This is a genomic window from Ohtaekwangia kribbensis, assembly GCF_042676245.1.
Taxonomy (GTDB): Bacteria; Bacteroidota; Bacteroidia; order Cytophagales; family Cyclobacteriaceae; genus Ohtaekwangia; species Ohtaekwangia kribbensis.
In genome coordinates, this window is record NZ_JBHTKA010000001.1 from 309,805 (window position 1) to 333,890 (window position 24,086).

Here is a 24,086-nt window from a genome sequence, read left to right on the forward strand (position 1 = left end):
TACAATCGGTTGAAAATCGCATAAAGATATAACTTATAGTACATTTGACTACAAGGTTGCTAAATTTATTTTCTATCTTCCCGCCAGATACGACCTATGGCAAAAGACTTTCCGGATGCAATCATCGATGCGCTCTCGATCGACTGTCTCATTTTCGGTTTTAAAAAGAGCGAGCTCGACATTCTGCTGGTACAGCACGGAGAAGGGATCAGCAAAGGCAAATGGGCTTTACCCGGTGGATGGATAAAATATAACGAAAGTGCTGATGATGCTGCCGGCCGCCTGCTACAAGACCTTACCGGTGTTTCCAAAATATACCTGGAACAACTCCGCTCGTTCGGTGATGTAGATCGTTATCCTTCCAAACGTGTTATCACCATTGTGTATTATGCGTTGGTTAAACCTGAGAACTATACACTTGATCCGGGCTTTACAGCATCTGATGCAAAGTGGTTCAAGATCGGAGATATACCTACCCTGCCCTACGATCACAACGATATACTGGAAGCAGGACTCTCTCACCTCAAGCACAAAGTGAGACACGAGCCTATCGGTTTTAATTTACTCCCGAAGAAATTCACACTGCTGCAACTGCAGGAACTATATGAAGCTATACTCGGCAAGAAACTCGACAAACCGAACTTCAGACGCAAGCTGATGAAGATGAATCTGCTGGTGCCCTGCCAGGAGAAACAAAAAGACGTATCGCACCGCGCTGCAAGTCTCTATCGGTTCGATAAGAAGATCTATGATAAACTTACGGAGAAGGGGTTTACGTTTGAGCTTTAGTGCGGGAATCGTGAATCGTTATCCGTTAAGGCGTTACTGATTACAATTAACGGATCATGTGTACTAATCATGAGTAACGATTAACGGATAGCTATCGATTATCCTGCTATACTTAAAATTTGAAATTATATCCGGCTCGTATTACCTGCGTTTCGTAGTAATCGCTGCTGATGTAGTGAAATCCGTCACCGTTAACCTGTTTCTTGATTCGGAGTGTGTTGGCTATATCGGTGGCGTTTACAAAGAGCTCGCCTTTGCCGTTCTGTATATTTTTACGGGCGCCTATATCAACTGAAAATCGTGAATACGTTTTTCCTTGTGGAACGACATCGGGGGCCAGGTATACGGTTGATAATTGTACATCGGTCTTTCCTGGTAAATGGAATAAGCCGTTAAGCTTTATACTTCCTGAAAGCATGCTTTGCCGATCGGCACTGAATGTATTTTCAGAAGGATATTTATTAACCACACTAAATGCTTCTATTATATTCTGATAGCCGTTCAGGTTAAGATTCAACGTGGCCCACTTCGCTATATTTTCAGAGAATATAATTTCAACACCAGTGCTATAACTATCCCCTGCATTCTGAAAGATGTTATAGATTAAGGTACTTCCCGGTTGTGTGCCGGCTATACGTGTTATGGTAGCCTGCATGCGCTTATGATATACAGCAGTATATAGATAACCGTTGTCGTTACTGGATTTGTAACCAATCTCCAGTGAGCTGGTAAACTGTGGTCGCAAGGCGGGATTTCCTACTTTGATGATTTCAGCATCATCATATTTGGGAAAGATGCGTATATCAACTTCGTTGGGTCTGTCAACGCGTCTTGTAAAGAAAAACGACACGGTATTGTTAGCATCCATTTTATACGCGAGACGAACATTCGGAAAAGGCTGCGTATAATCGTAACCATCGCTCTTATAGGTATTGTGATTCGGATCTACCCGGTAGTTGATATCAACATACTCCACTCTCAGTCCTGCTTCCGCCTCAAACTTTTCACTTTCAAAAATATAGTTGCCATATACCACCGGAATTATTTCGGAGTAATTGGCATATCCACCGGCATTAACATCAAGCGGAGAGTTTACTCCCGGATAGAATTTCATGTCCGTAGGAATCTCCCTGAACCGGAACTTCAAACCACTTTCAAATCTTCCATACCGGAGCGGATGTATATAGTCGGCCGTTACATCACTCACGTGCTCATCGGACAAAAGCTTAAAGGAATCCTCACCGGTATAGGTAGGCATGATGTTCGTAAAGAAATATTTTTCATCCTCCCGGTGGAAGGTATAATTATACGCGATATTCAGGACTCGCCCGGGCTGCAGGTATTTATGCTGCCACGCGAATGAAAATGTTGCCGTAGTCTTTACTTCGTCTTCCAGAAATTGCCACAGGCGTAATCGCTCCGACAGATCACCGTTGAAGAAAGGCTCATCTCCCCGATCCATTATTTTCTCGCGACTAAACAAAGCTGAAGCCGTCAATGAGTTTTTATCGTTGATATACCAATCGAAACCTCCCTTACCTGTAATAACATTTGTATTCCGGTTTCTTTTGGTTTGTTGCCGCACCGTATCACCGTTGTCGTAATAACGGTCTACAAATTCGTTCTTGTTCAGCGTGTGTGTATATAGATTGTCAACCTGTAAGAATACGTTACTCTTCTTCTTCCTGTAGTTCAACGAGATCGATGGATTTACCTTCGGAGTATTCTGATATTGCGGCCGGATGGTCGGATAATTTTCACGCTTTACCCACAACGCCCCCACTCCCAATGCAAGGCCGGCTTTTCCGTTAAATCCTTCCTTTACTTCTTTTTTGAAAATGATATTGATGATTCCGGCATTTCCGTTTGCATCATATTTAGCCGATGGATTGTTGATCACCTCAATGCGTTCAATAGCCGAAGCCGGTATATTGTCGAGGCTGGTTTGATTTCCAAAGCCAGTCAATGCAGTTTGCTTTCCATCGATCAATACAGTGACGCGATCACTCCCGCGCAGCCGGACTGTGCCTTCATCACTCACCGTAACACCGGGTAAATTCTGCATCACCTGTAACAAAGACCCGCCACTCTGATTAATGTTATCTTCTACTCTGAAAACTTTTCGTTCCATCGTTTCAGCAACAACATCCCTCGCTCCTTCCACAACCACTTCTGACAGTGTCGTGGAGTTTTCCTCCAGGTTTATAATGCCGAGATCAAGAAATGCGTTCAGTCTCCCAATCCGAATCGGCATTTGCTTAGGCGCGTATCCCATATATAGCATATCCAGGATATAGTCTCCGGGCGCTATACCGGAAAGAGAAAACAAACCCTCATCGCTGGTAACAGTCCCACTCACAAATACACTATCGGGTAACGATTTAACAACTACATTTACATAGGCGATTTTTGTATGCGAATGCTTGTCTTGTATAACTCCGGAAACGGTTACCTGACCCGTTTGCGAAAAGACAGGAATTGAATTGACAAGACATAGGAGAACGAAAAAATACTTCATGATCGAAACTGTGGATTTGGGTTACAACTGAATCGACCGCAAGCTGATAATGGATTTTGGAGAAATTCTGAATTGAAGAAAATACAACGGAACAACTGCTGATTCAATCCATTCACAATTCCGGACTTAGCCTGCCGTTTGTCTTCTCAAATTGATTATTTTTGGATTCATAATAAAGTAATCGTTGGTATTCAAAATGACTGCGCCCCGGAATCGAAAACTGAGATACACAGGTATAATGACAATGGTGATCCTGTCATCGTTGTATATCAGCTGTAGTTATAAATCAAAGCAGGGTGACGAACTATCAACTTCACAACTAAACTACATAAAGAGTCTGGGTCTACTTGACGAAGAAAAAATTATACTTTTCGATACACAAGCCGATCTAAAAACCAGCGGTAACTTCTTTACAGATAAAAGACTCGCCTCCTATTGGATCGACAAAAGGGACTCTTCCAAGAACTCTATACAATCTGCTTTCTACGCTGAGATTGACTCCATCAAAACCAAAGACCTGACGAAGTCGTTAACGTATGCCTCGTTCTTAAAAATCACGAAACACGATGGCACAAATTTTCATGTATATATTGATGGTGACAGCGCGGAAGTCTGGACATTCTTTAACCGTGCTATAACTACTTGGAAGAAAACCAAAGACAAATAGCTATACCCTTAATGAAAGAATACGCGTACGAAACAACAGAATTCGGACTCTCCGATCAAGGTATACATTTATTGAGAAGTCGGTTCAACTATGAAACCATTCCGTTCTCAGACATTGAAAGTGTTACAATCGAAAAAGGAAAAGAGCTAAATAATTGGGCCGCTATATTAACGTTCGGAATCGTGCTCGTTAGTATTGCTATCTTCTATATACTTCGTGCGTTGCATGTAATCGGCAACCAGGAAGTCAACGTCATTTATATTGAGCAGATCATCATCCCAGTGATACCATTCCTGTTGGGATGTTACTGTCTGTACTCATCCACCCGAAACGGAACGATACTGCGATTTAGAACTATATCAAGCAAAAAAGATAAATTCCCCTTGAAAGAGATCGAAAAGAAGGACGACCTCGCTGGCTTGCAGCAATATCTGAAGGACAGGCTAAGTACGCGAATCAGAATAAATATCTAAAAAATATGTTCACGTAAGAGGCAGATGCCTCGCACTCCAAGTGAATTAATGCCCCTATACCATACCTAAATATAAAGTATACGACCGAACCAACAACAATTGGGGTATTTCGCGACAAAATTCAAAGAGGTATCATTGAATCCCTTATTTGAAAACCTTGTCTCTACGTATTGTTATAGTGTCAGCATGGCTTATAGTATCCATGCACCGTCCCTCGCATGCGCAGGTAAGTGCGCACCGATCCTATGCTCTATATGTTCAGAGCATTACTAAGTATAGTTCGTGGCCAGCGCTAACAGGTGATTTCAAAATCATCGTGCTCGGACAAACGCAGGCATTCGAAGAATTACAAAAAAGCATGGACGGAAAAATATTTTCAGGTGCCAAAGGTCACGTGATCAAAACCGATAACCTGGCGGACGTTACGGATGCATGTATAGTATATGTGGCAGATGAAAAAAGTAATCTGCTTTCTGAAGTCTTGAAACTAACGGATGGTAAACCCATCATGATTGTAACCGAACGGGAGCGGCTTCACCTGGAAGGAGCCGGTGTCAGCTTCACTACCATCGAAAACCGGATACGATACGATATCAACCTGAAAGATCTCCAAAAGCGAAACCTGAAAACAGCTATGCAGGTGGTTACGTTGGCGCGAGAAGTTTTATAGTCTGTACACAACTTTATAAATCTTTAACAGGTATCTTTTCGCAACATCTTTCGTTAAGAATGACTGAAGATGAAATCCATAATAGTCATTGGCATTTTATTGCTTAACTTCATCGAAGCTTACGCCCGCGTAGGCATGGGAGAAATTCAATTCAAGACTCCCGGTGGACATGTAATTTGTGATTGTGATCCCTACTCTGAAACTCCAGTCTTAATAGGTTTTGAGTCCTCGATTAAAAATCTGAAAGAATGGTATTTCTATAAAAATCATATCATAGGCTTCGGCAAGAATTACTACTTCATCTTTAATGAGACAACGAATCAGCCACAGTTATTTCAAGACAAAGAAACCTGGCGGCAGGCGATAGCACAGCAACAGCTAAAACCCTTTTTCACACGCTGGCTTGATATCTCAGATTCTATCGAAGCACGGTACACCATAATAGTACTTGGAATGTTTATCTGGATTCCCATTGTACTAATTATTGGTATTGGAAGCTTTATATTCTTTTATGTTACTGGGTTCAATAAAAGAAGGGCTATTGCAGGAGTATTGACCCTCTTTACAATTGCTGTTGTAATGTTATATCTAATCAATGTTCATAGCTTCTAAGCTGTATATTTTACATATTTACAATTCACTGATTTATACTCAACCTTTATGTCTGCTTTAGCTGAATTCAGACTTATCTCTACCGCAAAACTCCAGAATCTAGTAGAAGCCGCTGAGGTAAAAATTCAAAAAGGATTCTTTACGAAAAAGACGATTGACAACTTTCACGCTGTTATACTGCACGACACTAAAAAACTGATTGATTTTAACTGGTCCGGATTTATTTTGGCAGACCTGCTGATCTTCCTTCAGGAAAAAAGAAATATCAATCTTTTCGAAGGAGAGTACAATGCAATAGCAGATCAAATTATCGAAAGAAGGCAACAGTCACCTATCATCCTTACTTACGAACATACATTAAAATATGCTTCATCACTCATACCAGAGAAATTCTCTACCAACGAGCTGATTGAATTCAACAAAGACTTCTCTGAAAATGATGATCCTCAAATTGCAACCGCTCAATTAGAAGGAATAGCCGCCCTAAAACAAAGCTTGGATTCAATTCCTTCAAGCAATTTTGCAGTGTTGTTATTTATAGGATGATTTACATTTGGATATTCTCATCACCTTCCAGATACTCTTCCAGCAATATCATTAACGGAAGGTATATACACTCACTACAAACGCATGCAGCCTCAGGCTCATTGTCACAACACTGTACAGACGTTGCATAGCCCGGTATAACTTCGGCATACAAAGCTCGCATAGCTTCTGCCAGCCATGACCATATCAATCCGTTATGCATTCGATAGTTATTAGCGATCCCAATAATTATAAAAATTATAGTACCGACTGCTGCTCCCATCTTACACCTCTACCGATTCGCAGCCGGTACACCCCAATATGTCTAACCATTAAAATGTAAACCGTACATACGGTACGGGGAAGAACGATTGCTGATACTGCGTTACTACCGAGTTGGTGCGCGGGTTATAGCTCTGCATAAAAACATTCTCGTTGTTGGTGAGGTTTTGCAGGTCAAGTGCAACTTCCAGTGTGCTTCGTTTATACTCTTTTCGATAAGAGAAGCGAAGGTCAGCCCGGAAGTATGGATCTTGTCGTTCACTGAATGCTTCACTATCCCTGTATATCGTGCGGCCAAATAGCTGCGATTGCTCAAAGTCAATCGGTGTAAGACGTTTCCCTCCAATCGTGGAAAGTTTCAGGTTGATGGAAAAGAAATTCTTCGCTTTACCAATACGCCATTCCTTACCCGCCAGTGCATTGAATACATACTGCGTATTGAATGTTGTATTGCGGCTGATGCCATCGCTGCCTTTATACTTTGAATCGAACAGCGAAGTAGTAATCAAAAAATAATATCCCTTATTGAAAAAACGCTCCAGCGTAAGCTCTATACCATAGTTACGCCCCGTGCCTTTATTTACCAGACTGTCTTCTTCCTCTATCGCAAAGCTCACGCCTGTATTAAGTGCAGAAAAGGATGAAGACTTCTGCTCCACCGGTACATTGGACAACGTCTGGTAATACCCTTCGGCTTTCAGGCGCAGGTTTTCAACTATATTCCAGTCGTATGTGAGTACATAGTGCTGGCTCGTTGTAAAGTCGAGATCTTTATTCGTTAGCAACACTTCTCCACTAGGCGCTTTGGTTTGAATAAAACTGGTAGTTACGTTCTGTGCCTGGTTATGTATACCATAGCCAACGCTGATGGACTGTTTGCTGTTAAGTATATATTGGAGACTCACGCGCGGCTCAACGGCAAACTGTTCGTTGAGGGAATAATATTGAGCATGCGCTCCCGCATTCAACACCAGTCGTTGGTTGAACCGATGTTTCCAGCTTGTAAAGAACTGGTATAGGGTTACCCGGTTATCTACATCCAGGCGCACGGTATCGCGATTCAGGTTTGCATATATATCGCGGTTAAACAAGTCGAACTGTGTAGCGTCAATATAAAAACCGGACGTAAGACTGTTACGTGCATTGAACTTGGTACGGGTATAAAAGTTGAATGAATACTTCTGTGTATTCATATCACCCTGTGCACGCAGGTATCGCTCCGTAACTTCGTTCTCTGTATTGCGCACCAGCGAATCAGAATCGAACTGCTCACGTGTAGCACTCGCTCCCGCAGTAAAGCGCAGGTATGTATTCGCGATCGACTTCTCATAGCTTATGCCGGCTACACCCGTTCTGTATTTAGTATAGGAATCACGATTCTCCGTACCATATAGGTTGGCATCCTCGTTCAGGTCCGTCTCACTTCCCAATAAATCAATTGAACTTGTTCCCCCGAGACCAAATATAGTCCACTTGCCGCCCCGTGCGGTTGGCAGACTCACTTTGAAATTGAGATCCTGGTAGAGCGGTGTATTCGAACCCGTTCCGAATTCTATACCCAGTGTTTGAAATACACCCAGTGTAGAGTAGCGATAGTTCGCTATATAGGAAGCCTGCGAATTTTTCGAGAATGGTCCCTCTGCTCCTACTTCAAATCCATTGAAGCCTACCTGCGCGAGCAACTCGCGTTTTTCATTGTTACCATCGCGCAGACGAAGATCAAATACTCCGGCCGTTGCATTTCCATATTGTGATGGGAAGGCACTCGTCATGAAATCTGATTTATCAAGATTATTATTGTTGAGTATACTTACCGGACCACCGGTACTTACCAATGCTCCAAAATGATTCGGATTCGGAATGTTCAGTCCTTCCAGTTGCCACAACATTCCGGTGGGTGAATTTCCGCGTACAACGATATCGTTACGTGAATCATTTCCACCCACTACTCCGGCAAAGTTAGCCGCCATGCGCGAAGGATCTCCTATAGCACCGGCATAACGCTTGGTATCATCTACGTTGAATGAGCGTGCACTCACCACTGCTATATCATTGTTTGTAGCAGTCTTGTCGCTCTTTACATCATCCGTTATAACAACTTCATTCAGTTGGCTCACACTTTCGGTGAGACTTAAGGTAAGCACCACTTCCTTTCCCGCTGTAGCAATAATATTGGGAATAGTCTGCTCTTCATATCCTATATAAGTAATGCGAATAGTGTGTCGGCCCACCGGAACGTTGTCGATCCGAAACCGGCCATCGGCATCGGTGGTACTTCCATATATTTTTTCATCCGTACTCACCAGCATCACACTTACACCTACGAGTGCAGTATTGCTCACACCATCAACAACGCGTCCGCGTATAGTCTGCGTAGACTGTGCGGACAGGTCGGAGAAAACAAACGTGAACAGCATAATAATACCGGTTACAAATCGAAATAACAGGGGTAATTTCATAGTAAGGGAAAGGGTTTTGGGATTATCTATTTTTAATTGACTCACAGAAGACAATACTCGATTGTCCTAAACGATCTTCCGCAACCGGAGGCTGTCGGGTTACTATATACAGATGATGAGACACGGGGAAATTCCCGCAGGATAAAAAAGTTCTTCGCAGGACTATACCTGCCGGATGGATGAGCATTGCGTTCATAAGCGTTTTATTTGTTTGATTTCCTAACGCGAATGAAGCCTGCACAGAGGTATAACTATACCCGAATGTAGCGAGTGGATGGCTTTAAGTTACGAGATACAAGTGTGTGGTATCAATAACTGTGTTTGTGATACGAATGGTTAGTTCAATTCAAATACATTTCGAAGTTGTCCTATTTTTTCGATAACCTCTTTTCCTTTGGCACGCGACACCGGCACTGAAAAATTAGTATCCTTGATTCCTAATTTATAACCGTTGGCATTTCCGGTAACGTGATCGATAGCATTGATGTTAACAATAAAGGAACGGTGGCAGCGAATAGCAAAATAATTATCCAACTGGCTTTCCATATTCTTGAGGTTGATTCGCAGCATTTTCTTTTCTATGCCTTGTCCATTCTTCCAATATACAGTAGAGTAGTTATCGCTTGCTTCAACATATAAAAGCTCAGACAGGGCCAGGTCTAGTGTCTCACGTGTATCCGAATAAATCGTGACAACATTGGACTTCGTATGCAACGGATCTTCTTTCAAGAGTCGTATTTTCTCAAGCTCACAATTGGCCATTACTGCGCTGCGCAGATTTTCCTGTAACATGTGATTACGCAATACCAGCGTAGCCAGCGCAATCGGTATAATTCCGTTGGTAAAAACACCAAAGTAAACTTTGAATATCTTATCCACAAAGGCAACTTCCGGATGAAAGTTGAACACATCCAGGGCAATGGCCGTAACTATACCATCCAGTAGAAGTTGCCATATAGTAAACACTATATATTTACCTACTGTCCAATTGGACGCATCAAAGACTGCCGGAAATACTTTGGGTAAAAGAACAATATTGGCAAACAGCACCATGAAGGTAACGGTACCGATCAACAACACCTTATAAGGATTATAGGGCTGGAACACCAGCATAAAGACTACAAGGAAGAGACTCATGCCCAATGGAATCAGCGTGTTCTTTCGGTCATCATTCAGATAATAAGGAAACGGAGACTTTAATGTTTCAACAAGGTGTGCTCCGATGCGAAAAGAAAATCGCGGATTAAGTTGTGAGATGAATGCCTTCATACGGGTTTGGGGTAAATCGTGGCTTTCGTGGGGTAAATTTATCAAGGGTTTCGAAAATCACTAACGCAAAAAACAGCTGAAAGATATAGCCAGGGGCAGATAACTGCCGATTGGTATGAATAACTGTTATGCTTCTGTTTATATATGACGCAGACACCTCCTCTTTCGTCTAATATATACATCGTAATATCGTAAAAACATAAATGCAACAAAGTTGCATTTATGTTTTTACCAGACTATCTTCGCCCCGATCCAAACTTCAATATGATTATGAGCTATGATGTAATAATAGTCGGAGGAAGCTATGCAGGTCTGTCAGCGGCCATGGCGCTGGGGCGCTCCCTTCGAAATGTACTTGTTATTGACAGTGGCATGCCGTGTAACCGGCAAACGCCTCATTCACATAACTTCATCACGCACGATGGAGAAACTCCCAAACAAATCCGTGAGACAGCCAAACAACAGGTACTGCAATACAAAACGGTGCGCTTTCACAACGGACTGGCCACACGTGCCACGCACATCAATAACGCGTTTACAATTGAAACGGAGACCGGAGAATCTTTCACCGCCCGCAAAGTAATATTTGCCACTGGTATAACGGATGTTATGCCCGCTATAAAAGACTTCGCTGCATGCTGGGGTATATCGGTGTTACACTGTCCTTATTGTCACGGTTATGAAGTACGCGGGCAACCGCTCGGAGTACTTGCCAATGGCGATATTGCTTTTGAATTCACAAAGTTTATTCACCATTGGAGCCGCAGCCTGGTGCTGTTCACCCATGGTAAATCCAAACTTACAGCCGAGCAAACAGCAGCGCTTTCCAAACGTAACATCACAGTAGTTGAAAAAGAAATTACCGGCATTGATCATACCAACGGGTATATTTCCAACCTGCTTTTCCAGGATGGGACAACGCATCCGCTCACCGCTTTATTCGCACGTGTTGAATTTAAACAACATAGTTCGTTGCCACAAGAATTGGGATGTGTACTTACGGAGCAAGGCTTTCTGCAGATCGATGATTTTCAGCGCACAACCGTGCCCGGAGTATATGCTGCCGGAGATAACACAACCATGTTCCGTTCGGTATCTGCTGCGATCGCTGCGGGTACAAAGGCAGGCGCAATGGTGAATAAAGAAATGATCGATGAAGACTTTTAGATTCACATTGTGATTGCGTTCTGGGTGTTGTATTTTTAGTTGCATACAAAATTATAGCACTATGAGTGCATCTCTAAAAGCAAACCTCGGCTATCGCCATGCACAGGCGGCCTTGCACTTCCTGGTTCATGTTCTCGGGTTTAAACAGGTATCAATCTATACCTCGGAAGATGAGACCATCATCGCGCATGCTGAATTGCATTGGTCTGGTGGCGGCTCTGTAACCATCTATAGCGCTGAGCCCGGCAAAAGTTCGGTGGCCAGTGTTGTTGAAAAAGCTGAACGTGAGGGCGGGTATCCTGCGTTTTCGATTCACCTGGATACAGAGACTCCGGAGGTAGTATACGAGCGCGTAATAAAATCAGGAGCGAAAGTAGTGCGCGAGATGCGCACCTCTCCTATGGGACGAGGCTTTATTGTTAGCGATCCGGAAGGACTATATTGGAGTGTAGGCACTCCGTTGCCCAGACTGGTACGCAACAAGGAAGGTCAGTGGCAGCCCGAGGCGAATGTGTAACTATATATAGTCAGGCCCGCGAACAGTTGACCTCAATTTTTATCTGGCCAGGTATAGTTGCAACTGTTACAACAGTCTGGTACATTCGTCCGTTTCAAAGTTCGAGCTGTCAACCCATATTAGCTATGCCGGAATTACCAGACCTTCAAGTATTCAGTATCAATCTTCAAAAGAAGTTACACAACAAAGCTGTAAAGGATGTTAACCTGGTGTTGGACAAGAAGTCCAATGCTTCAGAAGCAGAACTCCGGAAATCTTTACTGAAACAAACTCTCATAGAAGTATACCGCGAAGGCAAAGAGCTATATTTCAAATTCAGGAAAGATGATATACTCCGGCTGCACCTGATGCTGAAAGGTAAACTATACCTGGTGCCGGAAGATGAAAAGCCCAAGCATACCATACTCGAAATTCTTTTCAACGATGATCATAAACTTGTGTTGACCGACTTTCAAAAAGCAGCTACCATCACGTTGAATCCTGAACCAAGCGATGTACCCGATGCGATGGCTGATGAAATGGATGCTGATTTCCTGAAAGATCTTCTGAAGAAAAAGAAAGCCATTATAAAAAACGTATTGCTCGATCAGCACAACATCCGCGGTATAGGCAATGCGTATGCCGATGAAATACTTTGGGATGCACGCATCTCTCCGTTTGCTGTGAGCAATAAAATTCCGGATGCTGCTATCAAACGACTTGCTAAGTCCATCAAATCTGTTTTGAAGGATGCGCAGAAACAAATCCTCAAAAAAGATCCGGACATCATCAGCGGAGAAGTGCGCGATTTCCTGCCAATCCATAATTCCAAAAAAACGCATAGCCCTACCGGTGGCGAGATCATCTCCACTACTGTAAATGCACGGGTTACTTACTATACCGAGGAGCAGGAATTGTTTGAATAACCCAGTCGTATCAACCCTCCTCATATATGCCCGCAAGCGGACAGCTTCGTTCATATCTGATCGATGTGTTTGAAACAAACCGCTGAAATACTTCTTGCAGGGCATATTTTCCGTATGGCACCGATATTGGGAATCTGCGAACTGTTGTAACCAGCAACATGATGAAGTTCTATCATTCAACGAACGCAATGCTCTGAAACATGCTGAAAAATTATTTCAAAATCGCTTTACGAAATTTACTACGAAACTCAGTTTACTCGGTCATCAATATATCCGGTCTTGCTATAGGCATAGCCTGTACCATTCTGATCCTGCTGTGGGTACACGATGAAGTTACCTACGATCGCTTTCAACCGAAGTATGATAATTTATACCAGGCATGGATCAGTTCGCATTTTGATGGTACGATCCACTCGTGGACATCCGGACCGCAGCCACTCGCAGAAGGTATAAAGAATGCTGACACCCATGTGAAGAATACCGTACTCGCAGACTGGGGTGGTGAGCACTTGTTACGTGTAGGCGACAATCGCATTAGTAAGCAAGGACATTATGTTGGCCCTGCATTCCTGGAGATGTTTCAATTTGAATTGATCAAAGGTGACGCTGCCAGTGTACTGGATGATCCTACGTCTATCGTATTGACGGAGTCTACGGCTCATGCCTTGTTTGGCGACCAGGATCCGATCAACCAGGTGGTTAATGTCGATAACTTCGGAGAGTTAAAAGTTACCGGTATACTAAAAGATATACCCCGAAACTCCAGCTTTGAAATTGACTGTTTAATGCCATGGGAATACTATAAAAAGTTTGCTGGCTGGATAAAGGAAACAGAAAATACCTGGGGTGAATATTCGTTCCAGACGTTTGTAGAGCTAGAGCCAGGTACACCGGCGGCACAAGTGGACAACAGCATTCGCGATATATTTACCAAGAATGGTCAAAATGAAATGAAGCGTGAAGCATTCCTGTACCCGATGAGCCGCTGGAGACTCTATAGCAATTTCAAAGATGGTGTTGAAGAAGGCGGCATGATTGATTATGTTACCGGCTTTACTGCGATCGCTGCATTTATCATGATCATCGCGTGCATCAACTTCATGAATCTTTCTACAGCACGTTCAGAACGCAGAGCGCGTGAAGTAGGTATACGCAAGAGTGTAGGTTCGCGAAGAAATGAAATAATAGCACAGTTCCTGGGCGAATCTATTCTGCTGTCAACACTTGCCTTGCTAATCGCTGTAGTGTTGGTGGAAGTCGCGTTGCCGTTTTATAATATACTCGTGGAGAAAAAACTCACACTCGATTTTACTTCTCCCCTGTTCTGGATCCTTTCCATTTCATTGATATTATTTACCGGTTTACTCTCGGGAAGTTACCCTGCTTTTTACCTCTCGTCTTTTCAACCGGCATCTGTACTGAAAGGAAAAATTTCAGTTGGCAAAGCTGGCGTTACACCGCGCAAGCTCCTGGTAACGCTGCAATTTGGTTTTTCAATTATACTGATATCCGCTACATTCATTATACATAAACAAGTGAGTCACGTGAAAGATCGCACGCTTGGTTATGAGCAGAAAGATCTTTTAATGATTGACCATACCGCTGATCTCGAAAAAAATTATGAAGCACTGAAGAACGAGCTTCTTAATTCAAACATTGCGACATCGGTTACCAAATCACAAAGTCCCATCACACAGATATTCTCCAACAACTTTGTAAGCTGGCCCGGTAAACCTTCAGACCTGAAAGTGTTGTTTACCACGTTGCGTGTAGACTATGACTATAATAAAACAATGGGTACGAAAATGCTGGAAGGCCGTGATTTTTCGGAAGAGTATAAAAGTGATTCATCCGCTGTTATTATTAATCAAGCCGCTGTGGATGTGATGGGATTGAAAGAACCGATCGGTACACAACTTGAGATTTGGGGAAACAAGTTCAATGTTATCGGTGTAACGGAAAATGTTTTGATGGGAAATCTCTTTGTAGAAGTTAAACCTTCGTTTACCGTATTGAACAAAGAATCCGCGAACTTTATCACGTTACGTCTTCCTGCCAATAAAGCTATTGCTGAATCATTGAAAGATGTAGAGAAGGCTGTTACCAAATACAATCCTGCGTATCCGTTTGATTATGCTTTTGCCAGTACGGAGTTCGACAAGAAATTCAAGGAGATAAACCTGATCGGTGATCTGTCCAATATATTTGCGTTCCTCGCTATATTTATCACCGGCCTCGGATTATTCGGACTTGCAGCATTCACAGCTGAACAACGCACCAAGGAGATTGGCATTCGTAAAGTACTGGGTGCTACCTTGAGTGGCATTGTATTCCTGATCTCGAAAGATTTTTCAAGACTCGTTATTATTGCATTCGCCATTGCTGCACCGCTGGCCTGGTGGATGATGAATAAGTTTCTCGAACGATACACCTATCGAATCGATATACCATTATGGGTATTGTTTGCTTCAGGAGCAATTGCGTTGCTGATGGCGCTGTTTATTGTGAGCACGCAGGCATTGCGCGCGGGGCGAAGGAACCCGGCTCAGTCGCTTCGAAACGAATAGTATATATATACTTACCCATGCGGTTTGTAATGGTATCCTGTACGTTGTGCCTGATAAGCCTTGCTTGTCGGGCACAACATTTTTCTGACCAGTATATCGCCGCCAACAAAGGCAAATGGTCGCTGGAGATACCCGAAGTGCAGGAGCTTGTCCACATCGTTATGGCAATTACTCCAGCAGGCATTGCCGATTCCAACCTGGTCGATCATACTACAGAATATTACCAGAAGGTACTGGCGCATTTCGGCAAGTTCAAAAATGAGAAGATTGTTCAGTGGATCAACCGCGAACTTCCACAACGGTACCCCTACCTGAAAATGGATGCCTGTGGTTTTTATTTCAACGCAGCCGACAGCATCGTAAAAGACCAAACGTACGATCAACTGAGCTGGACACAAAATTCAATTGAAGGATATATACCGGAACTCCGGCAATTTGCCATCAGGACTTCCTTTCGAAAATTCTTCAGAGACAACGCGTCTTACTATGAGGAACTTGGATCGCTGATGAGGAAGCAACTCACCATCGATAAACAATGGCAATGGCTTGAACATAAATTTTCCCTGCGGTACGATAACTATAGAATTACATTCTCGCCACTGGTGTATGGAAGTCATTCTACAAACCGTTTTGAAGGGAACAATTTCAACCAGACGATTATGTTTATCTGTGGTCCCGTTACACATCAGCGGTATAACGCGAATGTTACCGAAGGATTTATGACACGCGTGGTCTTTACTGAGATCGATCATAACTATGTAAACCCGGCCAGCGATTATTACAGCGATGTGATCTATTCCATCTTCAGCGATCGCTCCAAATGGACAGCCGGTAAAGATTCGGATCATTATGAAGATGCGCTTTCCGTTTTTAATGAGTACATGACGTGGGCTGTATTTACCTTGTATGCAATGGATACCTACCCTGCTGCTGATTTCAGGATCATCAATGAGCGTACTGAAATGCAAATGGTAGACCGGAGAGGCTTCTGTAACTATAAAGCGTTCAATGCAAAATTGATGGAACTCTACCGGGCACCGAATGCTCCCCGGCTCATCGCAGATCTCTATCCGGCTATACTTGAATGGTGCCGGAAGCAATAAGCGACAGGTATACCCGTGCGATTGTCGCAATTCCCCCCGAGATTGTCGCATTCACACAACGAACGTTTCTGCCATTGGTAATAAGTTTGTGTTGTCAATTTTCTTAACGACACCGGGCTATGGCAACCAAGATATTTGTGAATTTACCGGTACGAGATCTCGAGAAAGCAATTGAGTTCTTTACAAAACTCAACTTCAAATTCGATCCACAGTTTACAGATAAAAATGCCACCTGCATGATTGTGGGAGAAGATATATATGTAATGCTGCTGGTAACGGATTTCTTCAAAACTTTTACCCGAAAGGAAATAGCGGATGCCACCCGAAGCACCGAAACAATCCTCACACTTTCAACCGACAACCGGAAAAAGGTAGATGAGCTTGTGAACACGGCATTAGCGGCCGGTGCTACATCGCCCAACGATGCGCAAGACCAGGACTGGATATATGGCCGAAGTTTTTACGATCTCGATGGACATCATTGGGAGATCATGTATATGGATCCGCGGGCGGCTTAGGGGTTAGGCTTTAGCCGTTATCAGCTATACGTTAATCGTTAACCGTGTACAACTCTGAGTAATTTTGTGTCTCCCTGGTGTACTTTGTGTAACTGGATTTTCTGCAACAAGTCTTTCCCCTTTCGACATTCTCTCACTGTATACGAATTTATATATTGTCATTTCTACTATCTAAGAATTAATGGAGTAAATTGACGAAGGGCAATTGCTCATCCCGGAATTAGTGCCCTATAAATAAGAAAAATCAATCTACAGGTAAATGTCAACTGAGAAAAGTAAAGACGACAGCAAATTAAGCGTACAAGGTGCGACTCCATTTGTTCAAACTTATTTTCACGGCACCAAAGCGGACTTGAAAATTGGTGGACTCATTGAACCGGGTTTCAGCTCAAACTTTGGACAACGGAAAAATGCAAAATACATTTTCCTGTCTGCAACATTAGATGCAGCTATATGGGGCGCTGAACTCGCTGTTGGAGAAGGCCGCGAAAGAATTTATTTAGTAGAACCAATAGGAGCAATAGAAGATGACCCGGACTTGACTGACAAAAAATTTCCAGGCAATCCAACGAAGTCTTATCGTTCGTCTGAACCGTTTAAAGTTGTTGGCGAAGTTTCCGTTTGGCAAGGACACCCTGCAGAACAAGTTAATGCCATGAAAGTCGCACTGGAACAATTAAAAGAACAAGGAATTAATTCGCTAAATGACGAATAAGATTAATATATACCCGGCATAAATGCTACGTTAAATGTATACGTCCCTTATGTTTTCCATCATCTATAAAGTATATTCCTCCGCGTAACACGATGTCTTCTTTGTGTTCTTCGCGCCATTGGATTTGGGACAACGAAAAAGGGACTGCCCAAATTGGACAGTCCCTACATTCAACATAAAAAAGTACTCTAGTGTATATCCCAGAAGAGTTTCGTGGTGATGAGGTCTCCTCCTATAGCTTCAGCAGCTATAGCACGGTTATTACCGTTCACCGTTTGCTCACTGATCGGGTAAATCAATCTCACCGGAATCTTCAACTCAACTTGTATACCTGTACCGGATGGCGGTAACAACTGAGGATAGTCGAGTCGCTTCCACTCTACCCATGCATCCCATCCGCGATTAAACAGTGCGATCCATTTTTGTGTACCGATCTTTTGTTTATAGTCACCGGTTGCAGTTGTATAGGCAACTTCCGTACGTCCCAGGTATGTTGCAGCATCTGCGGGTGTACCTCCCCAATACGTGATCGAAGCTGTTATAGCTTTATCATAATGTTCAGAAGCAGTTCCGGTTATAAATCCACGTTCGATCGCTTCGGCCAGCAGGAATTCTACTTCCGCATAATCCAGCAGCAGCGCTTCGAAACTAGGCGTGATGATCTTAGTGCTGATCTTCGAGAATACAGCATAGTCATTCTGGAAACCATAGTTACCGCCTTTATACTCTCCTCCTACCTGCGTAAAGTAAAATGGTCTGCGCGGATCCTGCAGTGTATTCATCAGGTTAACAATCGTGTTGGCTGCAATAAAGTCCTGACGTGATGTGAATGATGAGTTCAGGTTTGTTGCAATCGGGTTGTTATTCGGAGCATCGTTGATGTACGGGAAGCGTGCGCTCTGATCGTTGGTTGTGATCAGGTTCTCCGCTGTTGCTGCTGCTTCGCTTGCTGCTTTTGCTGCGCGATCAGGATTCTGATCTGCCAACACCATCGCCAGTTTCAGCTTTACCGAGTTACCAAACTTTTTCCAGTAGTCGATCTTGTTAGCAAGTCCGGTCTTGGAAGCGTAGAGTAATTCACCTGTACCAAAACCAGCTGATGTCGTTGTCAGAAGTGGCAACGCTGCATCCAGGCGGTCTAATAAATTCAGGTATATATCTTCCGCATCATCAAACTTCGGCAGCGAGTTGTTGATATCAAGCGCCTCGCTATAGGGAACATTACCAAATGTATTTACCAGTACAGACCACGTATATACCTCTACGATCGTAATCTGAGCAAGCTGGTTATTCTTCACGCCTTCCGTAATGAACTGGTTCGCCTCTACAATTTTGCGGGCTTCTACCAGGTCAGACAATACATCGCGGTACAACGCATCCCAGAAGTTCTGCGGTATAGGACGTGACGTTAACACATAGCGGGGCTCATCCAGGTACGTTGTGGTTGTCCAATGCTGTGCATAGAGTCTGAAGTTATTGTTGTTAACGTTCGGAGTTGTAAGTATATCGGCCAGGTTTTTCAACGAAGCACTATATAATGTTTCCGCAGTTACAGTCTGTGCACGCTTGGTGTCTACGTTATAATCATCCAGCGAGTCGACACAGGATGTCAACAGCGCGAACGAGAGGAATATTACAAATATTTTCTTCATGATAAGTTGATCTTAGAATTTGAAACGCACATTAAATCCATAGTTACGAACGGTCGGATACGCCCCGCTTTGATAACCGCTGGCTGTGTTACCTGAACTCATGCTCTCTTCAGGATCAGAGTATTTCATGTTCTTGTGAATGATCCAAAGGTTACGACCTACCAGTGATATATCGATCGCTTTGATAACTTTCAAACCGCTGAGAAGTGATGATGGTAAAGAATAGGAGATCGATGCTTCACGAAGTTTCACATAGCTCGCATCATATACATACGCAGCACGTGGCGCACCAGACTGACCGTTGGCAACATAACCGTATGCCGTGTTACCGCTACCATCAAAGTTCTCGGCATATACATTGTTCGGAGTTCCGTCCGCTTTAACACCTGGCAGTAACACACCTCCACCTTCTGCTACCGGATTACGTTTCGGATTTCCTTTATCGTTCAGGCCTGCAGTTTCTTCATAGAGACCGCTACCGTCACCATACCACATATCCAATGAGAATATATCTCCGCCATGACGAACATCCACCAGGAAGCTCAGGCTAAGATTTTTATACTTCAATGTGTTGCCTACGCCACCTAACCAGGATGGGTTCGGATCACCAATTATTTCTGCAGAGCTTGCTGTTGGCTGATAGTATCCTTTTGCATTAACAACACGTTGTCCGTTCAGGTAAGTATAATTCGTACCGCGGATAACACCGTAAGGCTGACCTACCGCTGCGTTCAATGTTACCCCCCCCTGGAAGGCAACACCATTAGCACTGATCGGCACATTCAACACCGGGTTTCCGCCTTCGCTATAGAGACTAACTACTTCATTACGGTTACGATAGTAGTTCAGGTTCATGGTCCACGAGAAGTCACTTGTTCTTACGGGCACTACGAACGCAGAAATTTCTATACCTTTATTTTCTACTTCACCGGCATTTACATATTTACCGGTATATCCTGTAGCAGCACTTACGGTTACCGGAAGGATCTGATCGAATGTACTTGATTTATACCAGGTGAAATCGAAACCTACACGCTCATCAAGGAAGTCAGCTTCCAAACCAATTTCTATACTGTTCGTCCTTTCCGGTTTCAGATCTGGATTGTTCTTTGTATTCGGCAATGAAAAGAACGGTACGGCACCAATCGCAGTTGGTTTATCATATACATTGTATACACTCAACGGAGGAGCATCGTTACCTACCTGTGCATAGTTGGTACGTACTTTCGCTTCATTCAACCATGATACATCCAACAGCTTTGAGAATACAAAGCTACCCGCTACAGAAGGATAATAGAATGTATTGTTGTTGGATGGAAGTGTAGTAGACTGATCGCGTCTTCCGGCAAGATCAAGGAATATCATTTCCTTATAGCCAAAGTTTGCGCTCGCAAATATACCATCCACGCCAATGCGTTCATTTACTTCGGTCGGAGGACTCATAGGCGTGCGTGAGTTAGACAACGCATATAGACCCGGCACCGCTAAACCTCCGCTGGTAAGACCCCGGATAGAATTCATTTCACTACGGCGTATGTTACCACCGAGTACACCGCTGAACGATATATCATCAGAAATAGCTTTCTTGAAGTTCAACATCAGGTCATAGTTTGACTCGGTAAACGTTCTGTCGAATCTTTCATAACGGGCAACAGCAGAGCTTCCTACCGCTACACGTTCTTCCTGCAGATCTACAGTCTTGTTAACAGCGGCACGTCCTATTACCTCCAGCCAGCTGTTTACTTTATAGTTTGCAGCGATATAGCCGAAGTAGTTATCACGTGAGTCGTTGTTGAAGTTCTCATAGCGTGTCCAGTATGAGTTGTCCATATATATAGGACCTGTACGTGCAGAGTTCCAGTTCCAGGTTATGTTCTGGCGATTGCGGAAGTACGCGTCTTTCTGCTCCTGCATATCCACATGGGTAGCCCACCACTGGCGGAACACCTGGTTCGGGTTTGCCGAGCTATAGCCTGTTCCATAACGGCCCAGACCTTCTATATGCGAAAAGTTAGCAGAGGCACTTACCGTAAGCTTTTGAGTAAAGTCGTACGAAGTAGAGAAGTTGAACATGTTCTTGTCCAATGTACTGTTCGGCAATACACCGGTCTCATCACTGCGGGTATAACCAACTTTAAATACAGCTTTATCATTACCTCCGCTTATCAGAATGCTTTGGTTAGATTGTACCGCTGTCTCATAAAATGTTTCCGGACCATTGTCAGCTGCTCTCCACGTTGTTGCTCTGTGATAGTTTGGGTGCTTTGGATCGAATGCATCCCAGTTATATACTAACTGATTATCGAACTTAGGCCCGTATGATGCATCGGCAGTAAACTGAGGTACTGGCAAAGATCCATCATCGTATGTCTCATTTGGCTGGAAGGTTAATCTATACCCACCACCATATTCTTTCTGATAGCGGGCAAATGTACTCTTGTCGATTTTACCAACCACAACACCGGTGTTCAATACAACATCGAAGCTGTTCTTGCGTCCTTTCTTGGTCGTGATCATTACCACACCGTTCGCTGCACGCGAACCATACAGCGCAGATGCTGCTGCACCTTTCAATATGTTTACCGACTCAATGTTATCCGGGTTGATATCGGCCGCTGCGTTACCATAGTCAACACCAGCCGCACCGTTGCGTTGGTTAACGGTGTTGTTGTTAGCATTGGACACTGGTATACCATCAATTACAAACAACGCCTGGTTGTTGTTCATGATCGATTTATACCCGCGGATCACCACGTTTACAGATCCACCCATGTTGTTGTTACTCTTCACATCAACACCGGCAACTCTGCCGGATAAAGATGTTACGAAGTTGGAACTGCGGGCACGACTAATATCATCACCGCGTACTTCCTGCGCAGCATACGGTAATTCATTTTTGCTACGCACTATACCGAGAGCAGTAACAACTACTTCATTCAGTTGCTGGGCATCCTGTGCGAGTTGAACATCAACCGTAGTGCGGCCACCGATGGCGACCTCCTGTGTGGCGAGTCCGATAAAAGTAAAGATGAGTGTTCCATCAGAAGGAGCGGAAAGAGTATAGTTTCCTTCTGCATCGGTTACGGTACCATTGGTTGTACCTTTCACAACTACATTGACACCAGGTAAAGGCGATCCTTCTTCTGCGGAAATCACCTTACCCGAAATTCGTTCTTGTGCTAACACAGTCCCCGAAGAGACCATTACAAGCACTGCTGCGAAGCACGCGAGTAAAATTCTTTTCATGTTCATTTAGGTTAATTTATGCGGGCAATGTTAACCTGTAGATCATGTACAGAAAATACACTCTTTATAACCCAAAGGTGAGATGAGTAAATATAAAACCTAACACCAAAGGGGTTATTTTATACGTATTCAATATAGTTTCAGCGGCTGAAGGAAGCGTGAACGTTTAGAATCTTATACCGATGTTTCGGATCAAACGCCTTATAAAATCATGGACAGCGGGCTGTTTTCAAAAAATTAGTTCTCGACCAGGAGAAACAATAAGGGTGATATAAAATCACCCATCTTACGTTAACTTATTTGCTTAAAACTCTGACACCAAAGAGATTGACACGATCTCCTCCAGGAGCATGCCGGTAGAGTAGTAAAAATACCACGCAAGCTTGGGCAGAATATTGGAAGGCACCAGCTTGTTGGCAATTGCTTTAGACACTGCCTGTGCACGTGAATTTACTTCCAGCTTCTTATATATATTCTTGATGTGCGTCTTCGAAGTATCTTTTGCTATACCCAACTCACTTGCAATCATGCGCGAGGTCAATCCTTTCATCATCAGTTTCAACACCGTTGTTTCCTGGTTGCTTAGCGGAGAGTTATCGCCCGTGTGATGCGCACTGATAATGATGCGCGCTATAAATGGATCAAGTGGTGCACCTCCTTTCAGAAGACATTCGATAGACTCCTGTAATCTGGGGAGACAATTTTGCTTGAGCAGAAAACCGGTAGCGCCACTGCCGATAACATTCAACACAATATCCTGATCGGTATAGTCTGAGATCACAAGAATATCGATTCGCGGATTTTTCTTTTTTATTTTGGTGATGAACTCGGGACCTTTCAAAAAAATGAAATCAATTCCCATGATAAATATATCCGGCTGATCGCGGTCTACGCTTTTCAAAGCATCAGCACATTCTGTATACTGATTAACAATGAGGATCTTATCAATGGATCCAAGTACATATTTCAGTACATCCTGAAACTGCGCATCCCTGTCAATCAATACTACTCTTTTCCGATAAAACATATTGCATTTCTGATTTTTAATGACTCCTTATACTTCTTCCTACAATAACCTGTTCTTTAGACTATTGATGGTGTGTATGGTGGAGACACAACCAATCTACTTTCTCATTATTCTCTTCCTTCAAATACAGTTAAACTCTCTGAAGTACTAAGTACAATTCTACGTAGCTACGAACAATTACGTTGCAAGCTAGTTTACGATCGGCAAAATTAAAATTGTTATACCGTATAAAATACCAAATAAGATTTATACTACGGGTTGTAAGAAGAAAGTCCCACAAACGAACAGTGCAATTGTTACTTTTTAATCCGGTTTTAATCTCGTTTTAATCTCGCAGTCAAGTTGGTGTGCACCGTGTACTTCAGGACCGTTAACCTGCATACCTGAAGGCGATAAAGAAAAGAA

21 protein-coding genes are annotated in these 24,086 nt (G+C 43.3%); 14 read left to right on the forward strand and 7 right to left on the reverse strand.

The features are described from left to right. Positions 1-96 precede the first annotated feature (96 nt). The gene (locus ACFQ21_RS01355; RefSeq protein ID WP_377573729.1) at positions 97-789 is read left to right on the forward strand and encodes an NUDIX hydrolase; all 693 of its coding nucleotides are present in this window, start codon (positions 97-99) and stop codon (positions 787-789) included. 112 nt (positions 790-901) lie between these two features. Here the strand turns inward: ACFQ21_RS01355 and ACFQ21_RS01360 are convergent, their stop codons facing one another. Then, entirely contained in the window at positions 902-3,307 is a 2,406-nt protein-coding gene (locus tag ACFQ21_RS01360) for a TonB-dependent receptor domain-containing protein (RefSeq protein ID WP_377573731.1), read from the reverse strand. 238 nt (positions 3,308-3,545) lie between these two features. Here ACFQ21_RS01360 and ACFQ21_RS01365 point away from each other — a divergent pair, with 238 nt between their 5' ends. The 5 genes from ACFQ21_RS01365 to ACFQ21_RS01385 all read left to right on the forward strand — a co-directional run bounded on the left by ACFQ21_RS01365 (position 3,546) and on the right by ACFQ21_RS01385 (position 6,275). Then, a complete protein-coding gene (locus ACFQ21_RS01365; protein WP_377573734.1) occupies positions 3,546-3,974 on the forward strand; it encodes a hypothetical protein in 429 nt (142 codons plus the stop codon). An 11-nt stretch (positions 3,975-3,985) separates the two neighbouring features. Further along, positions 3,986-4,447: a hypothetical protein gene (locus tag ACFQ21_RS01370; protein ID WP_377573737.1), complete on the forward strand. Its 462-nt coding sequence runs from the start codon at positions 3,986-3,988 to the stop codon at positions 4,445-4,447. A gap of 157 nt (positions 4,448-4,604) precedes the next feature. Further along, positions 4,605-5,117 carry a YfiR family protein gene (locus ACFQ21_RS01375; protein ID WP_377573740.1) on the forward strand — a complete coding sequence of 171 codons (513 nt, stop codon included), beginning with the start codon at positions 4,605-4,607 and terminating at the stop codon, positions 5,115-5,117. 69 nt (positions 5,118-5,186) lie between these two features. Then, positions 5,187-5,729 carry a hypothetical protein gene (locus ACFQ21_RS01380; protein WP_377573743.1) on the forward strand — a complete coding sequence of 181 codons (543 nt, stop codon included), beginning with the start codon at positions 5,187-5,189 and terminating at the stop codon, positions 5,727-5,729. A gap of 48 nt (positions 5,730-5,777) precedes the next feature. Beyond that, entirely contained in the window at positions 5,778-6,275 is a 498-nt protein-coding gene (locus tag ACFQ21_RS01385) for a hypothetical protein (RefSeq protein WP_377573746.1), read from the forward strand. A 1-nt stretch (position 6,276) separates the two neighbouring features. Here the strand turns inward: ACFQ21_RS01385 and ACFQ21_RS01390 are convergent, their stop codons facing one another. Both ACFQ21_RS01390 and ACFQ21_RS01395 read right to left on the reverse strand, forming a co-directional pair. Continuing rightward, the gene (locus ACFQ21_RS01390; RefSeq protein ID WP_377573749.1) at positions 6,277-6,477 is read right to left on the reverse strand and encodes a hypothetical protein; all 201 of its coding nucleotides are present in this window, start codon (positions 6,475-6,477) and stop codon (positions 6,277-6,279) included. A 109-nt stretch (positions 6,478-6,586) separates the two neighbouring features. Next, entirely contained in the window at positions 6,587-8,995 is a 2,409-nt protein-coding gene (locus tag ACFQ21_RS01395; RefSeq protein WP_377573751.1) for a TonB-dependent receptor, read from the reverse strand. Positions 8,996-9,031: 36 nt separating this feature from the next. On the opposite strand from ACFQ21_RS01395, the gene ACFQ21_RS01400 reads away from it, so the two are divergent. Further along, positions 9,032-9,178: a hypothetical protein gene (locus ACFQ21_RS01400; RefSeq protein WP_377573754.1), complete on the forward strand. Its 147-nt coding sequence runs from the start codon at positions 9,032-9,034 to the stop codon at positions 9,176-9,178. Positions 9,179-9,331: 153 nt separating this feature from the next. On the opposite strand, the gene ACFQ21_RS01405 is transcribed toward ACFQ21_RS01400, so the two are convergent. After that, a complete protein-coding gene (locus ACFQ21_RS01405) occupies positions 9,332-10,264 on the reverse strand; it encodes a LytR/AlgR family response regulator transcription factor (protein WP_377573757.1) in 933 nt (310 codons plus the stop codon). Positions 10,265-10,534: 270 nt separating this feature from the next. On the opposite strand from ACFQ21_RS01405, the gene ACFQ21_RS01410 reads away from it, so the two are divergent. The 7 genes from ACFQ21_RS01410 (at position 10,535) to arr (ending at position 17,756) form a co-directional block, all read left to right on the forward strand. Further along, on the forward strand, positions 10,535-11,431 hold the full coding sequence (locus ACFQ21_RS01410; RefSeq protein ID WP_377573760.1) for an NAD(P)/FAD-dependent oxidoreductase: 897 nt from the start codon (positions 10,535-10,537) through the stop codon (positions 11,429-11,431). Between the two features lie 61 nt (positions 11,432-11,492). Next, on the forward strand, positions 11,493-11,948 hold the full coding sequence (locus tag ACFQ21_RS01415; RefSeq protein ID WP_377573762.1) for a VOC family protein: 456 nt from the start codon (positions 11,493-11,495) through the stop codon (positions 11,946-11,948). Positions 11,949-12,073: 125 nt separating this feature from the next. After that, the gene (locus ACFQ21_RS01420; RefSeq protein WP_377573765.1) at positions 12,074-12,853 is read left to right on the forward strand and encodes a DNA-formamidopyrimidine glycosylase family protein; all 780 of its coding nucleotides are present in this window, start codon (positions 12,074-12,076) and stop codon (positions 12,851-12,853) included. Positions 12,854-13,053: 200 nt separating this feature from the next. After that, the gene (locus ACFQ21_RS01425; protein WP_377573768.1) at positions 13,054-15,420 is read left to right on the forward strand and encodes an ABC transporter permease; all 2,367 of its coding nucleotides are present in this window, start codon (positions 13,054-13,056) and stop codon (positions 15,418-15,420) included. Between the two features lie 17 nt (positions 15,421-15,437). Next, positions 15,438-16,523 (forward strand): DUF4932 domain-containing protein, encoded by a 1,086-nt coding sequence (locus ACFQ21_RS01430; protein WP_377573770.1) that lies wholly within the window; start codon positions 15,438-15,440, stop codon positions 16,521-16,523. A gap of 119 nt (positions 16,524-16,642) precedes the next feature. Then, positions 16,643-17,041: a VOC family protein gene (locus ACFQ21_RS01435; protein WP_377573773.1), complete on the forward strand. Its 399-nt coding sequence runs from the start codon at positions 16,643-16,645 to the stop codon at positions 17,039-17,041. Positions 17,042-17,300: 259 nt separating this feature from the next. After that, positions 17,301-17,756: an NAD(+)--rifampin ADP-ribosyltransferase gene (gene arr, locus ACFQ21_RS01440; protein ID WP_377573775.1), complete on the forward strand. Its 456-nt coding sequence runs from the start codon at positions 17,301-17,303 to the stop codon at positions 17,754-17,756. Between the two features lie 188 nt (positions 17,757-17,944). On the opposite strand, the gene ACFQ21_RS01445 is transcribed toward arr, so the two are convergent. The 3 genes from ACFQ21_RS01445 to ACFQ21_RS01455 form a co-directional block, all read right to left on the reverse strand. Beyond that, entirely contained in the window at positions 17,945-19,408 is a 1,464-nt protein-coding gene (locus ACFQ21_RS01445; RefSeq protein WP_377573777.1) for a SusD/RagB family nutrient-binding outer membrane lipoprotein, read from the reverse strand. 12 nt (positions 19,409-19,420) lie between these two features. Next, on the reverse strand, positions 19,421-22,654 hold the full coding sequence (locus tag ACFQ21_RS01450) for a SusC/RagA family TonB-linked outer membrane protein (protein ID WP_377573780.1): 3,234 nt from the start codon (positions 22,652-22,654) through the stop codon (positions 19,421-19,423). Positions 22,655-22,958: 304 nt separating this feature from the next. Further along, the gene (locus ACFQ21_RS01455; protein ID WP_377573783.1) at positions 22,959-23,681 is read right to left on the reverse strand and encodes a LuxR C-terminal-related transcriptional regulator; all 723 of its coding nucleotides are present in this window, start codon (positions 23,679-23,681) and stop codon (positions 22,959-22,961) included. Positions 23,682-24,086: the final 405 nt, after the last annotated feature.

Coding starts and splice junctions, on each gene's coding strand:
- ACFQ21_RS01415 (WP_377573762.1), top strand. CDS start 11,493: ATGAGTGCATCTCTAAAAGCAAACCTCGGCTATCGCCATGCACAGGCG.
- ACFQ21_RS01435 (WP_377573773.1), top strand. CDS start 16,643: ATGGCAACCAAGATATTTGTGAATTTACCGGTACGAGATCTCGAGAAA.
- arr (WP_377573775.1), top strand. CDS start 17,301: ATGTCAACTGAGAAAAGTAAAGACGACAGCAAATTAAGCGTACAAGGT.
- ACFQ21_RS01355 (WP_377573729.1), top strand. CDS start 97: ATGGCAAAAGACTTTCCGGATGCAATCATCGATGCGCTCTCGATCGAC.
- ACFQ21_RS01405 (WP_377573757.1), bottom strand. CDS start 10,264: ATGAAGGCATTCATCTCACAACTTAATCCGCGATTTTCTTTTCGCATC.
- ACFQ21_RS01380 (WP_377573743.1), top strand. CDS start 5,187: ATGAAATCCATAATAGTCATTGGCATTTTATTGCTTAACTTCATCGAA.
- ACFQ21_RS01445 (WP_377573777.1), bottom strand. CDS start 19,408: ATGAAGAAAATATTTGTAATATTCCTCTCGTTCGCGCTGTTGACATCC.
- ACFQ21_RS01425 (WP_377573768.1), top strand. CDS start 13,054: ATGCTGAAAAATTATTTCAAAATCGCTTTACGAAATTTACTACGAAAC.
- ACFQ21_RS01390 (WP_377573749.1), bottom strand. CDS start 6,477: ATGCATAACGGATTGATATGGTCATGGCTGGCAGAAGCTATGCGAGCT.
- ACFQ21_RS01450 (WP_377573780.1), bottom strand. CDS start 22,654: ATGAAAAGAATTTTACTCGCGTGCTTCGCAGCAGTGCTTGTAATGGTC.
- ACFQ21_RS01430 (WP_377573770.1), top strand. CDS start 15,438: ATGCGGTTTGTAATGGTATCCTGTACGTTGTGCCTGATAAGCCTTGCT.
- ACFQ21_RS01455 (WP_377573783.1), bottom strand. CDS start 23,681: ATGTTTTATCGGAAAAGAGTAGTATTGATTGACAGGGATGCGCAGTTT.
- ACFQ21_RS01370 (WP_377573737.1), top strand. CDS start 3,986: ATGAAAGAATACGCGTACGAAACAACAGAATTCGGACTCTCCGATCAA.
- ACFQ21_RS01395 (WP_377573751.1), bottom strand. CDS start 8,995: ATGAAATTACCCCTGTTATTTCGATTTGTAACCGGTATTATTATGCTG.
- ACFQ21_RS01360 (WP_377573731.1), bottom strand. CDS start 3,307: ATGAAGTATTTTTTCGTTCTCCTATGTCTTGTCAATTCAATTCCTGTC.
- ACFQ21_RS01365 (WP_377573734.1), top strand. CDS start 3,546: ATGACAATGGTGATCCTGTCATCGTTGTATATCAGCTGTAGTTATAAA.
- ACFQ21_RS01385 (WP_377573746.1), top strand. CDS start 5,778: ATGTCTGCTTTAGCTGAATTCAGACTTATCTCTACCGCAAAACTCCAG.
- ACFQ21_RS01410 (WP_377573760.1), top strand. CDS start 10,535: ATGAGCTATGATGTAATAATAGTCGGAGGAAGCTATGCAGGTCTGTCA.
- ACFQ21_RS01420 (WP_377573765.1), top strand. CDS start 12,074: ATGCCGGAATTACCAGACCTTCAAGTATTCAGTATCAATCTTCAAAAG.